This window comes from Sulfoacidibacillus ferrooxidans (assembly GCF_022606465.1).
Classification (GTDB): Bacteria; Bacillota; Bacilli; order Alicyclobacillales; family SLC66; genus Sulfoacidibacillus; species Sulfoacidibacillus ferrooxidans.
The window spans coordinates 64,507-78,185 of sequence record NZ_JALBUF010000002.1; the positions used below are offsets into that span (position 1 = coordinate 64,507).

General features: G+C 43.3%; 13 protein-coding genes. All 13 read left to right on the forward strand.

Annotated elements, in window-relative coordinates:
• Positions 1-79: 79 nt before the first annotated feature.
• Entirely contained in the window at positions 80-1,012 is a 933-nt protein-coding gene (gene hprK / locus MM817_RS04965) for an HPr(Ser) kinase/phosphatase (RefSeq protein ID WP_241712344.1), read from the forward strand.
• Between the two features lie 84 nt (positions 1,013-1,096).
• A complete protein-coding gene (gene hisZ / locus MM817_RS04970; RefSeq protein WP_241712345.1) occupies positions 1,097-2,344 on the forward strand; it encodes an ATP phosphoribosyltransferase regulatory subunit in 1,248 nt (415 codons plus the stop codon).
• Positions 2,345-2,349: 5 nt separating this feature from the next.
• Positions 2,350-2,958, forward strand: coding sequence for an ATP phosphoribosyltransferase (gene hisG / locus MM817_RS04975; protein WP_241712346.1), 609 nt, complete (start codon positions 2,350-2,352; stop codon positions 2,956-2,958).
• A gap of 15 nt (positions 2,959-2,973) precedes the next feature.
• Entirely contained in the window at positions 2,974-3,630 is a 657-nt protein-coding gene (gene hisH / locus MM817_RS04980; protein ID WP_241712347.1) for an imidazole glycerol phosphate synthase subunit HisH, read from the forward strand.
• Positions 3,599-4,336 carry a 1-(5-phosphoribosyl)-5-[(5-phosphoribosylamino)methylideneamino]imidazole-4-carboxamide isomerase gene (locus tag MM817_RS04985; RefSeq protein WP_241712348.1) on the forward strand — a complete coding sequence of 246 codons (738 nt, stop codon included), beginning with the start codon at positions 3,599-3,601 and terminating at the stop codon, positions 4,334-4,336. Before hisH ends, MM817_RS04985 begins: the two co-directional genes overlap by 32 nt.
• A gap of 3 nt (positions 4,337-4,339) precedes the next feature.
• On the forward strand, positions 4,340-5,116 hold the full coding sequence (gene hisF, locus MM817_RS04990) for an imidazole glycerol phosphate synthase subunit HisF (protein ID WP_241712349.1): 777 nt from the start codon (positions 4,340-4,342) through the stop codon (positions 5,114-5,116).
• Complete coding sequence (gene hisIE / locus MM817_RS04995; RefSeq protein WP_419723371.1) at positions 5,097-5,780, forward strand: bifunctional phosphoribosyl-AMP cyclohydrolase/phosphoribosyl-ATP diphosphatase HisIE; 684 nt, start codon at positions 5,097-5,099, stop codon at positions 5,778-5,780. The genes hisF and hisIE overlap by 20 nt, the downstream gene beginning before the upstream one ends.
• Before the next feature lie 250 nt (positions 5,781-6,030).
• Positions 6,031-7,011: an ABC transporter ATP-binding protein gene (locus MM817_RS05000; protein ID WP_241712350.1), complete on the forward strand. Its 981-nt coding sequence runs from the start codon at positions 6,031-6,033 to the stop codon at positions 7,009-7,011.
• A complete protein-coding gene (locus MM817_RS05005; RefSeq protein ID WP_241712351.1) occupies positions 7,008-7,979 on the forward strand; it encodes an ABC transporter ATP-binding protein in 972 nt (323 codons plus the stop codon). Before MM817_RS05000 ends, MM817_RS05005 begins: the two co-directional genes overlap by 4 nt.
• A gap of 17 nt (positions 7,980-7,996) precedes the next feature.
• Complete coding sequence (locus MM817_RS05010; protein WP_241712352.1) at positions 7,997-8,911, forward strand: ABC transporter permease; 915 nt, start codon at positions 7,997-7,999, stop codon at positions 8,909-8,911.
• Between the two features lie 104 nt (positions 8,912-9,015).
• Positions 9,016-10,683, forward strand: coding sequence for an ABC transporter substrate-binding protein (locus MM817_RS05015; protein ID WP_241712353.1), 1,668 nt, complete (start codon positions 9,016-9,018; stop codon positions 10,681-10,683).
• An 80-nt stretch (positions 10,684-10,763) separates the two neighbouring features.
• Entirely contained in the window at positions 10,764-11,681 is a 918-nt protein-coding gene (locus tag MM817_RS05020; RefSeq protein WP_241712354.1) for an ABC transporter permease, read from the forward strand.
• Between the two features lie 239 nt (positions 11,682-11,920).
• A complete protein-coding gene (locus MM817_RS05025) occupies positions 11,921-13,591 on the forward strand; it encodes an ABC transporter substrate-binding protein (RefSeq protein ID WP_241712355.1) in 1,671 nt (556 codons plus the stop codon).
• The last annotated feature ends 88 nt before the right edge of the window (positions 13,592-13,679 follow it).

Sequence of the window (13,679 nt, forward strand, 5' to 3'; positions counted from 1 at the left end):
CGTATGTGGGCATCCTCTCTTTTTCCTTATCTAAGGGAGTATAAACGACCTATGAATTGATGTATGAGGAGAGATGAGTATGGAAAAGTATGTTACTGTAGCTGAATTGTGTGACGAATTAGCGTTAACTGTCATTACGGATGGGGGTGGTTTAGAACGAAGGGTGGGGACGATGGAGATTAATCGTCCTGGACTTGCTTTAACTGGATTTTTAAAGTATTTTCCATCGGAACGCGTTCAAGTCATAGGACAATCGGAAATGGCTTATCTCGCATCACTTTCAGATGAGGAAGCACACGATCGCTTGTTGCGCGTGTTTTCATATGAAAATCTCCCCTGTGTAGTAGTAACGCGCGATCTTCCTGTGACGCAAAATCTAATGGCAGTTGCAGCTAAGGCCAATGTCCCACTTTTACATACGGTACTATCTACACCAAGGTTTATTGCACAATTAACCACTTTTTTGGATTTGCGACTCGCACCAGAAACACTTGTGCATGGGGTATTGGTTGATGTTTATGGGATAGGGATATTAATGGTTGGAGCAAGTGGAATTGGTAAAAGTGAAACTGCATTAGAACTTTTAAAGCGTGGACATCGAATGGTTGCGGATGATGCAGTCGAGATTCGGAAAATTTCTGAAGATACATTAGTGGGAACAGCACCACCATTATTACAACATTTATTAGAAATCCGAGGATTAGGTGTACTCAATGCCATGACGCTATTTGGAGCAGGTGCTATTCGCACACATAAGCGAATTGAAATGATGATTGAACTTGAGGCATGGCAAGATGATCGTTCTTATGATCGCCTTGGGTTGGATGAAGAAAAGCGAAAAATACTCGATTTTGAATTAACGTGCTTAACAGTACCTGTTCGACCGGGGAGAAACTTGGCTATTATTATTGAAGTTGCTGCCATGAACCAGAGATTAAAGCGTATGGGTTATCATGCTGCAAGGGAATTATCGGAGAAGTTGATGTCGAGTATGGTAGAACATGATGATTGACACGGCATCACTAGGGTGATAGGATACTGACATGAAATGCTTTAGCTCATTAGCGAACTAAAGCAACGAAACGGAGATTGTGCGATGAATCCGACGTATCTCGAACGTCCAACTGGAACTATTGATCTATATGGAGAATCACTGCATAAAAAACGATGGATTGAACAAGAGATGATTGCTGTATTTCAAAGCTTCGGATATGAGATGCTCGAAACGCCGATGATCGAGTATGTAGAGACGATAGCGCGAGGGTTACACGGTCATGAAGAACAACTGTACCGTATGTTTGATCGCAGTGGAAGAACGATGGCTTTACGTCCTGAAATGACTACTCCCGTTGCACGCGTTGTTGCTACAGACCTTTCTGACATGAACTACCCTATCCGAATTGCCTATACAGCCAAAACGTATCAGGCAGATGATGGACGATTACACGAACCGGTAGAGATGACGCAGGCTGGAGTGGAATTGATTGGGGATGCGAGTCCGGATGCAGATGCAGAGGTCATCGCACTTATGGCGACTGCATTGCGGAGTCTTGGCATTGAACACTTTCGGTTTGCTATCGGGCATATGGGATACCTTCGAGCGATGCTTGCGCCACTTAGTGAGGGGTTGCAAGTGGCGTTGCGAAAAGCTTTGGTAGCACGTGACTTGGTGCATTATGAGCAGATTTTAGACGGAGAAGTAGGATTGAATAGTGAGTGGTTGTCTCGCTTAAAAGAGTTTCCCCGTATTCGGGGTGGCATTGAAGCCATTGCCATTGCTAGAGAGCTAGCACTTGATGAGCGAGCAAAACAGGCGTGTGATGAGTGGGAAGAATTATTTGCTGTGCTAGAAGCACATGGGGTTGCAGATGTCACTCAAGTGGATCTAGGGTTATATCTCAATCACGAATACTATACAGGCATTGTCATTGAAGGATATGCAGAAGCATTAGGAGCACCCATTTGTTTTGGTGGTCGCTATGATGGGTTATTAGAGCAATTTGGACGAAAGGCACCTGCAACTGGATGTGTTACACATATTGAACGTTTACTCAAGGTGACCTCTCATGTAGTGGAAGAAGCCATGCAAATTCACTTGTGTTATTTGACTGAACATCGTAAACAGACTTTTGCGTTTGCAGATTATCTGCGTTTGCGCGGATATGCAGTGGCTACATCGCGTGCAGAGTGTAACGATGACATCGATGTAACATGTGGAAGAGCAAATGCGAGATGTTTCGGCGAATTTGATGAAGCGGGACAATTGAAAACAAAAGATAGACTGCTTAAACAGATGTGGGAGTATTACCTGTCTTGTGGTGTAGGGTCTAGTGATAGGAGGTAGACACGGTGATCACGATTGCCTTAGCTAAAGGGCGCATTTTGGTAGACACAGCATTAAAGTTGCGTTTAGGTGGATTAGAACTACCAGCAGATGTTGAAGATACACGGCGCTTAGTGGTGGCTGACGAGGAGCAAAACATTCGATATTTACTAGCAAAACCTGTCGATGTACCGACGTATGTAGAGCATGGAGCGGCTGACTTGGGCATTGTGGGGAAAGATGTGTTATACGAGAAGTCTGCCGATGTGTATGAGTTATTAGATCTAGGGTTTGGGATGTGCCGATTGGTTGTGGCAGGTCCAGAACATACAGACCTTTCCAATGTATCTAGAGTAGCAACAAAGTATCCACGCTACGCGACAGAATATTTTCGTAAGTTGGGAAAGCAAATTGAAGTCATTTCACTGCAAGGTAGCGTGGAACTCGCACCGTTAATTGGATTAGCTGACTGTATTGTTGATCTAGTAGAGACAGGACGAACATTGCGTGACAATGGTCTGGTAGTATTGGCGCAAGTAGCCGAAGTGTCTGCTCGTCTCGTGGCCAATCGGAGGAGTTATCAACTGCGTTCTACGGAAGTAGATCATATGGTTTCGCGTTTGCGAACGGTGTAGTAAGGGGTTGTCGATATGATTGCCATTGTTGATTATGGGGTGGGGAACTTAAGGAGTGTGGGTCAGGCCTTTACTCATTTAGGGGTAGATGTTATTGCCACGGATGACGCTTCTGTTCTATTACGGGCAGATGGAGTGGTTCTCCCCGGTGTTGGAGCTTTTGGTGATGCAATGAATCAGTTGCGTGTTCGCGAGTTGATTACCCCGATAAAACAATATGCTGCAGAGGGGAAACCGTTACTTGGGATTTGCCTTGGCATGCAAATGTTATTTGATACGAGCGAAGAGCATGGGGAGCACGCAGGACTTGGGCTCATCTCTGGTAGTATCAAACGGATGCAAGGTACGCATAAAATCCCACACGTAGGATGGAATCAGTTAGAAAAGAGTCGTGAACATCCGCTCGTAAAGGATATAAAAATGGGTGATTCTGTATATTTTGTACACAGTTATTATGCAATTCCGGATCATCAACAGGTAGTCGTAGCTAGTGTAGATTACTATCAAGAGATTCCTGCTATTGTCGTACAGGATCAAGTGATTGGTATGCAATTTCATCCTGAAAAAAGCTCGACTGTCGGTCTACAACTATTGAGTAACTTTATTGCGTTTATCGATCGGGGTGAAAGGGGGGAAGAGCATGATTGTATTACCGGCCATCGACTTATTTGAGGGTGCAGCCGTGCGGTTACTGCAAGGTGATTATGAACGTAAAGAAGAGTATGGTGATCCGCTTGACGCTGCCAAATCATATGAGGCGGCGGGAGCGACTCATCTTCATATCGTTGATCTGGGTGCTGCGCGCTCTGGAGTTTTTGATCGCGCGACGTACTCACTTGTTTCGCGCATCATGTCGACCACCTATTTAAAGGTAGAAATAGGTGGTGGAATTCGCTCGAAAGAAGATCTTGAACGATGGTATGATGCGGGAGTTTGGCGTTGTGTATTGGGAACGGCAGCTGTCCGCAATCTAGATTTTGCACAAGAAATGATTCATTTATATGGCGATCGTGTCATTGTAGGGATTGATAGTAAAGAAGGCTATGTAGCCAGTTCTGGGTGGACTTATCGAGAACAGATACGATCAGAAGAGTTTGGACGCGTGTTAAAAGGATTTGGTTTACAAGAGTGCATTTATACTGATATTTCAAGGGATGGTATGATGTCTGGAATCAATCAGCTAGGTGCGCTTACATTAGCGCAGCAGACTGGTCTCAAAGTCATTGTATCAGGTGGGGTAAAGGATCTGGGAGATATTGATGCGATTGTAGAAAAACAATCTGAGGGTCTTTTTGGTGTTGTACTTGGTAAAGCACTCTATGAAGGCAGGTTGTCACTAGTAGATGTACTCGCTCATGCGCGTATGAAAGAGGTGTAACTTGTGTTAGCAAAGCGTATTATTCCATGTTTTGATGTGGATCGGGGTCGCGTTGTAAAACACGAATCATTTTTTGCAAATAAAAGAGATGCTGGGGATCCAGTTGCACTTGCAGCACAGTATGACGCGCAAGGTGCAGATGAGCTGGTGCTTTTGGATATTACGGCTACACATGAACAACGGGGAATCTTATTGGATATCATCCGTCAAACGGCATCACAGGTGTTTATTCCTCTGACTGTAGGTGGTGGGATCAAACATGTGGATGAAGTGCGAGAAGTACTTCTCGCAGGAGCCGATAAGGTTTCACTCAATTCTGCAGCTGTAAGAGATCCTTCACTGATTTTAGAAGTCGCACGTCGTTTTGGGTCGCAGTGTGCGGTCGTGGCGATTGATGCCAAGTGGTCAGTAGAGTTACAGGACTATGAAGTGGTGATTGGTGGGGGACGCATTCATACGGGAAAGACGGTTCTCTCGTGGGCGAAGGAAGTTGAACGATATGGTGCAGGGGAAATCCTCCTAACGAGTTTTGATCAGGATGGGAAGCGTAATGGATATGATGTAAGGGTGACAAAACAAGTGGCATCGACTGTCTCCATCCCAGTTATTGCTTCTGGTGGGGCGGGTACATCAGAACACTTTTACGATGTATTGACGCAAGGTGAAGCGGATGCAGCTTTAGCTGCAAGTGTTTTTCATTTTAAGGAAACATCAATTGGCGAAGTAAAACGGGAATTACGAAAAAGAGGAGTTGTTGTGCGTGAGTCAGTTGGTTCTTGATGCACAGATAGATGATTCAATCTTACGTTTTGATGAACATGGCTTAATTCCGGCGATTATTCAAGATGTGCAGACTGGACAGGTTTTGATGCTTGCATATATGAATCGTGAATCGTTGAAAATCTCTTTATCGACAGGTGAGACTTGCTTTTATAGTCGATCCCGAAAGAAGCTTTGGCATAAAGGTGCAAAATCCGGGAATACTCAATCCATTCGCTCCGCTTTTTACGATTGCGATGAAGATACACTGCTTTTTCAAGTGGTGCCTGCAGGTCCGGCTTGCCATACGGGGGAAGTTTCCTGTTTTATTGGAAAGGAAGACTTGGAACGAGAACAAACACCATGGTTGACGACGGGGGATCGCGGACAACGACCTACTGATATTTTGCAACTTTTAGAGCAACGTGTCGCTCAGCGAGCAAAAACTATGCCAGAAGGATCATATACGACGTACTTATTTACAAAGGGCATTGATAAAATACTTAAAAAAGTGGGAGAAGAAACTGCGGAAGTCATTATCGGTGCAAAAAATCGCGATGCTTCCGAAGTACAATATGAAGTTGCTGATTTGATTTATCATCTTCTTGTGATGTTGCGTGAGCAAGAGATTTCTTTGGACGCTATTTTACATGAGTTACAACGAAGATATTTTGAGGAACGGTAGTGAGTTATATGTACCTGTTTTTTCGTAGAAGCCAGACCGATCGTTAACTGGTCTGGCTTTTGTGTGTAATTTCTTAATGTGGCTAATATTGATAGAGAATGAATCACTTAAATGTGATAACATGTGAATTACAGAATGGATGAAAGAATTCTTATACGCTCAGTTTATGAAAAGAATTTATTTTGAGTCTCGAATTATTGCAACTTGCTATTGAATTTGTTAGTCTGAATGACGAAATCGAGGTGATCACATGTCGACATTACTAGAAGTCTCGGGGATTACGACGAGCTTCAAAACGGCCAATGGATTTTTGCCTGCAATTGAAGATGTGAGTTTTACCGTTAATAAAGGTGAGACACTAGGTATTGTAGGTGAGTCTGGGTGCGGTAAAAGTGTTACGTCGCTGTCCATTATGCAATTACTGACGGCAAACGGAAAGATTGAGGCGGGGTCGATCAGATTTAGTGACAAGGAACTGGTCGGTTTGAAAGATGGTGACATGCGCAAGGTTCGCGGGAATGACATTGCGATGATCTTTCAAGAGCCTATGACCTCGTTAAATCCCGTTCACAAGATTGGAAGACAGATTGGTGAATCGCTTCGCATTCACAAAAACTACAGCAAAGCTAAAGCCCGTGAAAAGGCGGTTGAACTGCTCAATTTAGTGGGAATCCCAAGAGCAGAAGAGATTGTTGAAGAATATCCACATCGATTGTCAGGTGGTATGCGTCAACGGGTTATGATTGCGATTGCGATGGCTTGTAATCCGCAACTGTTAATTGCGGACGAGCCCACTACTGCACTTGATGTAACGATACAGGCTCAGATCTTAGATTTGATGCGCAAGCTGAAATCAGAACTAGATATGGGGATTTTGCTGATTACGCATGATCTTGGTGTCGTCGCGGAGATGTGCGATCGCGTAGTTGTCATGTATGCAGGAAAAGTTGTTGAACAGGGGAATGTTAAGGATATTTTCCGCAATCCTTCACACCCTTATACAATCGGTTTATTGAGTTCTATTCCACGCCTTGAAGGTAGACAAGAACGCTTGTCGTCTATTCCAGGAAATGTTCCAAGTCTAGAGCTCATGCCCGCTGGTTGTCGATTTGCATCACGCTGTCCGCACGCCACGCAGCGCTGTGTCACAGAGGAACCTTCTTTGTTATCTGTCTCCAATAATCACGATGCACGTTGTTGGCTCGTGGAAGAAAAGGGGAGAGTCGTATGAGTGATGCATTGTTGCAAGTTCGTGGATTGGAGAAATACTTTCCCATAAAAAAGGGTGTTATGCGCCTCACAAAGGGAAATGTACGAGCTGTTGACGGAGTCAGTTTTGATGTAAAAGCAGGGGAAACATTTGGACTTGTAGGTGAAAGTGGATGTGGGAAGTCTACGACAGGTAGAAGTATTTTACGCTTGATTGAACCCACTGGTGGCGAAGTTATTTTTGATGGAAAAGATATTCGTAAATTAGGTCAAACAGAGATGCGCAAGATGCGCAAAGAAATGCAGATCGTATTTCAGGATCCCTACGCATCACTTAATCCTAGATATACGGTGCGACAAATTCTTGAAGAACCCATGATTATTCACGGACTTCACGGAGGAGCTGCAGAGCGTAAAAAGAAAGTCATCGATTTGTTAGAGACAGTTGGTCTTTCGGGTAGTCGCATGAATCGTTACCCGCATGAATTTTCTGGTGGACAGAGGCAGCGCATCGGTATTGCGCGGGCGCTTGCGGTCAGTCCCAAACTCATTATTGCAGATGAACCTGTATCTGCACTCGATGTATCTGTTCAATCACAGGTATTGAACCTCATGAATGATTTGCAAAACGAATATGGCATAGCATATGTTTTTATCGCTCATGATCTAAGTGTTGTTAAACATATCAGCGATCGAATTGGCGTGATGTATCTTGGTAAGTTAGTTGAGCTAGGACCAGCTGAAGAACTGTATGAAAAGCCGCTACATCCCTATACGCAGGCATTACTTTCTGCTGTTCCAATTCCTGACCCAGAGATTAAACGCGAACGCATTATCTTACAAGGAGATTTACCAAGTCCTTCGAATCCACCAAGTGGTTGTTACTTTCACCCGCGGTGCAAAGATTGCATGGCGATTTGTAAAACAACTGCCCCAGAGTGGAAAGAGGTCGAACCCAACCGATTCGTTGCCTGTCATTTATATAATTAATCGAACGGAGGTGCGATATGTCACAAGCAATAACACCCCCATCAACAAAACTTACTCAGACACTAGCTCATCCGCAACGGAAGGCGCAGAGTAAATTTGTGCGTGTACTAAAAGCGTATCCGCTTGTGTTTGTAGGTGGCTTGATGGTGCTTATATTAATTTTCGTCGCACTCTTTGCAGGGAAATTGGCCCCGTTTAATCCAGATTTTCAATTTGCCAATGGCCTGGCTGCAGATGGTGCACCCCTTGCCCCTAATCATACGTTTATCATGGGTACTGATGATCTTGGGCGAGATGTTTATAGTCGGTTATTATTTGGTGCGCGCATTTCGCTTGAAGTCGGTGTATTTGCTAGCTTGATTAGCTTATTTATCGGTACGTCACTCGGTATTATATCTGGCTATTACGGTAAATGGATCGATAGCGTGATTATGCGCATAACAGACATTATGTTAGCCTTCCCTTTTATCCTTTTTGTCGTAGCACTTGTCGCAGTTTTAACGCCTTCTGTGAGTAATATCTTTATTGCGATAGGTGTGCTCGGTTGGGCAAGTACTGCGCGGATTGTGCGCGCACAGGTGTTGGCAGTCAAGGAGTTTGAGTATGTTCAGGCAGCTCGTGCGCTGGGTAGTCGGCAATTTCGTATCTTGTTTAGAATTATATTGCCTAACATTATGGCGCCTGTGATTGTCCTTACGACGCTTGCAATTGGGAATAATATGTTGCTAGAATCGACTTTGAGTTTTCTTGGCATTGGTGTACAGCCCCCTACTCCTAGTTGGGGAAGTATGTTAGCTGAGGGTCAACAAGTATTTGAATATGCACCATGGCTACTCTATTATCCTGGGCTTGCCTTGCTATTTTCAGTGCTAGGCTTTAATCTGCTAGGGGATGGTTTACGAGAGCTATTCAATCCACGCCGAGTTCGCTAAATAGAGAAACAGAAGTGGACAAGGTGTTGGAGAGTTTGTATTTAGATTACATTGCTCTGGGAAGAGTAAAGGTAATCTGGTTTAGTCATTAAGGGGGTACACAGATGAATGTCAGTAAAATGCGCATGGTGGGAGTCATTGCTTCGATGGCAATGCTCGGTACTGCGCTTGCAGGATGCGGCACACAGTCCGCAACGACTTCGCAACAAGGTAACACAACAGCAAGTGGCGGTAGTACGCAGCCAGTGTATGGGGGGACGTTAACACTCGATCTGTTAAGTCAATTCCCGCACCTTGATCCGGCCAAAGCGTATGATACAACCTCCGAAGAGGCTGTTGAACAGTTTTATAATACGCTTGTGACATATCAAGGGGCAACGAATACGATTGTTCCTGATTTAGCCTCTTATACCGTATCAGATGGTGGGAAAGTATATACTTTTTCCATTAAGAACGCTAAATTTTGGAATGGTGACCCAGTTACGGCGCAAAGTTTCATTACAGAGTTTCAACGTGTGTTAAGTAATAGTATGCAGTCTGGTGGACAAGGATTTGTTGATCCGCTCATTCAGGGATCAGCAGCATATGTGGCTGGTAAAGCTACAAATGTCTCAGGTTTGAAGGCAATTAACAGCAGTACATTGCAAATTACACTGATGCATCCAAGTGCTACATTTTTGTACGTGCTAGCCATGCCATTTTTCTCAGCCGTTGATCCAACGTACATTGCGGCTCATTCTGAGTCCTATATTGATACTCATCCGATGGGAACCGGACCCTTTGAATTAGCTTCATATACCCCAGGTAAAGATTATGTTTTAACAAAGAACCCAAATTACTTTGTTAAAGGCATTCCTTACCTGAATAAAATTGTATTTAATATTAATAACTCACCAAGTGCTGTACTTTTCCATTTTGAGCAAGGTCAAACGGGTATGATTTCTTGGAATCAGGGTGGTATTCCAACGGAAGATTACTTGCCACTTATCAATAATCCGACGTATGCAAGCGATATTGTGAAGCAAACGGAAGTGGCAACAGATTACTTTGGTCTAAACTGTGCTGTTGGTCCTACACAAAACGTGGCTGTGCGTCGCGCTCTTGAGTACGCAGTCAACAAACAAGTCATTGTTCGTATATTAGACGGGTTGGCTGTCCCAGCCAATCAGATCATTCCACCTAGCATGCCTTCTGGTTATGAGCAAAATTTACCTGCAAATGCGAGTTATTCGTATAACCCAGCACTTGCAAAGAAGTTGCTTGCTAAGGCAGGGTATCCAAAAGGATTCAATACCACGATCTATACAGATAATAGTAGCCCAACCGATCTGAAAATGGCTGAAGCTGTGCAGCAGATGTTTTCACAAGTGGGCGTCAATGCAACGATCAATCAATCTTCGTGGAATACCTTCTTGGCTAGTAATGAGACAGGTAAGCAGAACATGTTCACCTTGGCATGGCTCGAAGATTTCCCAGATCCATCAGACTTTTTAAACACGCTGTTCAATACCAATCAAATTCCTGTCAATGATTCGACAAACTACAGCAATAAGCAAGTCGATGCATTGCTCAATCAGGGATCGATCATGCCAGCAGGTACGGCACGAGACAATGTGTACAAGCAGGCACAAAACATCATCATGTCACAAGCTCCATGGATTCCACTGGTTAACCCTGTGTATGCCGCAGCAGTACAACCTTGGGTGAAAGGATTCTATGTGAATCCAAACTTAATGGATCCCTTGCAATATATCTGGATTGCAAAGCACTAAGGTAAGTAGATGTTAAACTGTGAACCGTTTGGCTTGAGTGAGAGCTCAAGCCAAACGAATCTTGAGTAGGAGGTGCCTATGTGATTGCTTATATTATTCGTCGCATCGGTGGCTCAATCGTCGTTTTGATTGGGATTTCGATCATTACTTTCTCGCTTGCATATCTTGTGCCTGCGAATCCCGCTCGTGCGATTGTCGGGCCTCACGCATCGGAAGCACTTGTACTTCAAGTGGAGAAACAATTAGGACTCAATGAACCATTACCCGTAAGATATGTTCATTATATGGGGAATCTATTGCAGGGTAATTTAGGTACTTCTTATGTGCTTGACCAACCAGTGACAACGTTGATTAGTCAACGGGCAGGGGCAACAGCTCAACTTGCGGTCACAGCTTGGATTGCAGAATTACTCATTGGTATTCCGATAGGTATTATTTCCGCTTTATATGACCGAAAAGCCGTTGATCATGTCGTTAGTATACTTGCACTTGTTGGGATCTCATTGCCAGTCTTTTTTGTTGGACTTGAATTGATGTATTGGGTTGGATTTAAACTTGGATGGTTACCTGTAGGTGGAACTGGTGGATTTAACTTTGTTATATTACCAGCGCTTACTTACGCTATAACAGGTGCTGCTTATTATGCTCGTTTGCTAAAATCTTCTATGATTGATGTCATGAGTTCTGACTATATACGTACTGCAAGAGCTAAAGGTGCGAGTCCAAATCGCGTGATTTTTGGTCATGCATTGCGTAATGCAATTATTCCTGTGATGACGTACGGTGGCATTGATATTGCCAGTTTGTTTGGCGGTGTGGTGGTTATTGAAGATGTATTTGGATATTCAGGGATTGGACAGCTGACCGTACAAGCCATCAATAACCTCGATGTTCCTGTTATTATGGGGACAGTCCTATTCGCCGCGCTGTTTGTTGTCTTGTTTAACTTATTAGTTGATGTCTTGTATGGTATTGTAGATCCGCGAATTACGTATTAATAGTATAGATTACGTTTTTTGGTGGGTAAGGTGTATGGTTCATGATAAGTGAACCATACACCTTACTTTTTTTATTTTATTTTCTGACTTGACTATGTATACGAAAAAATATATTATAATAATAGATTTACATTACGATAACATTACATTATTTCCTTAAGATTACAGGTTAACAAAGAGATCATATCTTTGTTCTCACATATCGGAATTCTGTATGTAAAATAAAAGGAGGACAAAGAATGAAGCGCAATAAATTACGTTTACTTGGTGTAGTGGCTTCCGTTGCTATGATTGGAACAGCATTAGCTGGGTGTGGAACGCAGACTGCGACTCCATCGCAGTCGGGTAGCGATACAGCAACAAATAGCACACAGCCAGTGTATGGTGGCACTTTGCAGATGGATTTATCCAGTCAGTTTCCGCACCTTGATCCGGCAAAAGCGTATGATACAACTTCTTATGAAGCTGTATTACAATTTTTTAATCAACTTGTTACCTATCAAGGAGCGACAAATAATATTGTCCCTGATCTGGCAACATACACTATTTCTGACGGTGGAAAAGTCTATACATTTAATATTAAGCAAGCAAAGTTTTGGAATGGTGATCCTGTTACAGCGCAAAGTTTCATTACCGAATTTGAACGTGTACTTAACAACAACATGCAGTCAGGCGGACAAGGTTTTATTGATCCCATTATCAAAGGATCAGCTGCGTATGTTGCGGGTAAAGCAAACTCGGTTTCTGGTTTACAGGCTTTAAATAGTAATACGTTGCAGATTACACTGCAGCATCCTAGTGCAACGTTTTTGTATGTTATGGCGATGCCCTTTTTCTCGGCTGTCGATCCATCCTATATAGCTGCACATCCAGAATCGTATATTGATTTGCATCCGATGGGAACAGGGCCTTTTGAACTTGCCTCTTATACTCCCGGCAAGGATTATGTTCTAACGAAAAATCCTAACTACTTTGTTAAAGGGATTCCTTATTTAAATAAAATTGTATTTAATATTAACAATTCTCCAAGTGCCGTTTTGTTTCATTTTGAACAAGGACAAACGGGGCTGATCTCTTGGAACCAAGGAGGCATTCCATCAGAAGACTACCTCCCGTTATCCAATAATCCTACCTATAGTGGGGATATTGTAAAAAAGACTGAGGTATCTATTAATTATTTGGGATTGAATTGTGTATCTGGTCCTACGAAGCATGTCGCTGTCCGACGGGCATTAGAAGACGCAGTGAATAAACAAGTGCTTGTGCGTATTTTGGATGGGCTTGCGCTTCCGGCCAATCAGATCATTCCACCGAGTATGCCATCTGGGTATGAGCCGACGTTACCCGCACAAGATCAGTATACGTATAATCCAACACTTGCGAAGCAATTGCTAGCAAAAGCGGGCTATCCCAATGGTTTTAACACTACTATTTATACGGATAATAGCAATCCGTCCGATCTTAAGACGGCTGAAGCGATTCAACAGATGTTTTCACAAATTGGCGTACATGCACAGGTTAATCAAACATCTTGGAATACTTTTTTAACGAATAACGAAACAGGGAAACAAAACATGTTTACGTTAGCTTGGATTGAAGATTTTCCGGATCCGTCCGACTTTTTAAATACGCTCTTTAATACGAATCAGATTCCAGTAAACGACTCGACCGATTATAGTAATCAACAAGTTGACGCGTTATTGAATCAAGGAGCGCTTATGCCAGCAGGAACAGCTCGCGATAATGTGTATAAGCAAGCACAAAATATCATTATGTCGCAGGCGCCGTGGATTCCGCTCGTTTATCCAGTTTACGATGCAGCTGTCCAGCCGTGGGTGAAGGGCTTCTATATTAATCCTAACCTAGTGGATCCATTGCAATACATGTGGGTTGTGCCGCATAACTCATGATGTAGGAAAGCATCGAAATTTTAAAAGTTGTGAAAGTATAGTGAACGGAAAAAGTGTGACCGCTTTTTATAAGCGGTCACACTTTTTT

Excerpts from the sequence above, each read along its gene's own strand:
- hprK (WP_241712344.1), top strand. The coding sequence starts at position 80 with ATGGAAAAGTATGTTACTGTAGCTGAATTGTGTGACGAATTAGCGTTA.
- hisZ (WP_241712345.1), top strand. The coding sequence starts at position 1,097 with ATGAATCCGACGTATCTCGAACGTCCAACTGGAACTATTGATCTATAT.
- hisH (WP_241712347.1), top strand. The coding sequence starts at position 2,974 with ATGATTGCCATTGTTGATTATGGGGTGGGGAACTTAAGGAGTGTGGGT.
- MM817_RS04985 (WP_241712348.1), top strand. The coding sequence starts at position 3,599 with ATGATTGTATTACCGGCCATCGACTTATTTGAGGGTGCAGCCGTGCGG.
- MM817_RS05000 (WP_241712350.1), top strand. The coding sequence starts at position 6,031 with ATGTCGACATTACTAGAAGTCTCGGGGATTACGACGAGCTTCAAAACG.
- MM817_RS05005 (WP_241712351.1), top strand. The coding sequence starts at position 7,008 with ATGAGTGATGCATTGTTGCAAGTTCGTGGATTGGAGAAATACTTTCCC.
- MM817_RS05010 (WP_241712352.1), top strand. The coding sequence starts at position 7,997 with ATGTCACAAGCAATAACACCCCCATCAACAAAACTTACTCAGACACTA.
- MM817_RS05015 (WP_241712353.1), top strand. The coding sequence starts at position 9,016 with ATGAATGTCAGTAAAATGCGCATGGTGGGAGTCATTGCTTCGATGGCA.
- MM817_RS05025 (WP_241712355.1), top strand. The coding sequence starts at position 11,921 with ATGAAGCGCAATAAATTACGTTTACTTGGTGTAGTGGCTTCCGTTGCT.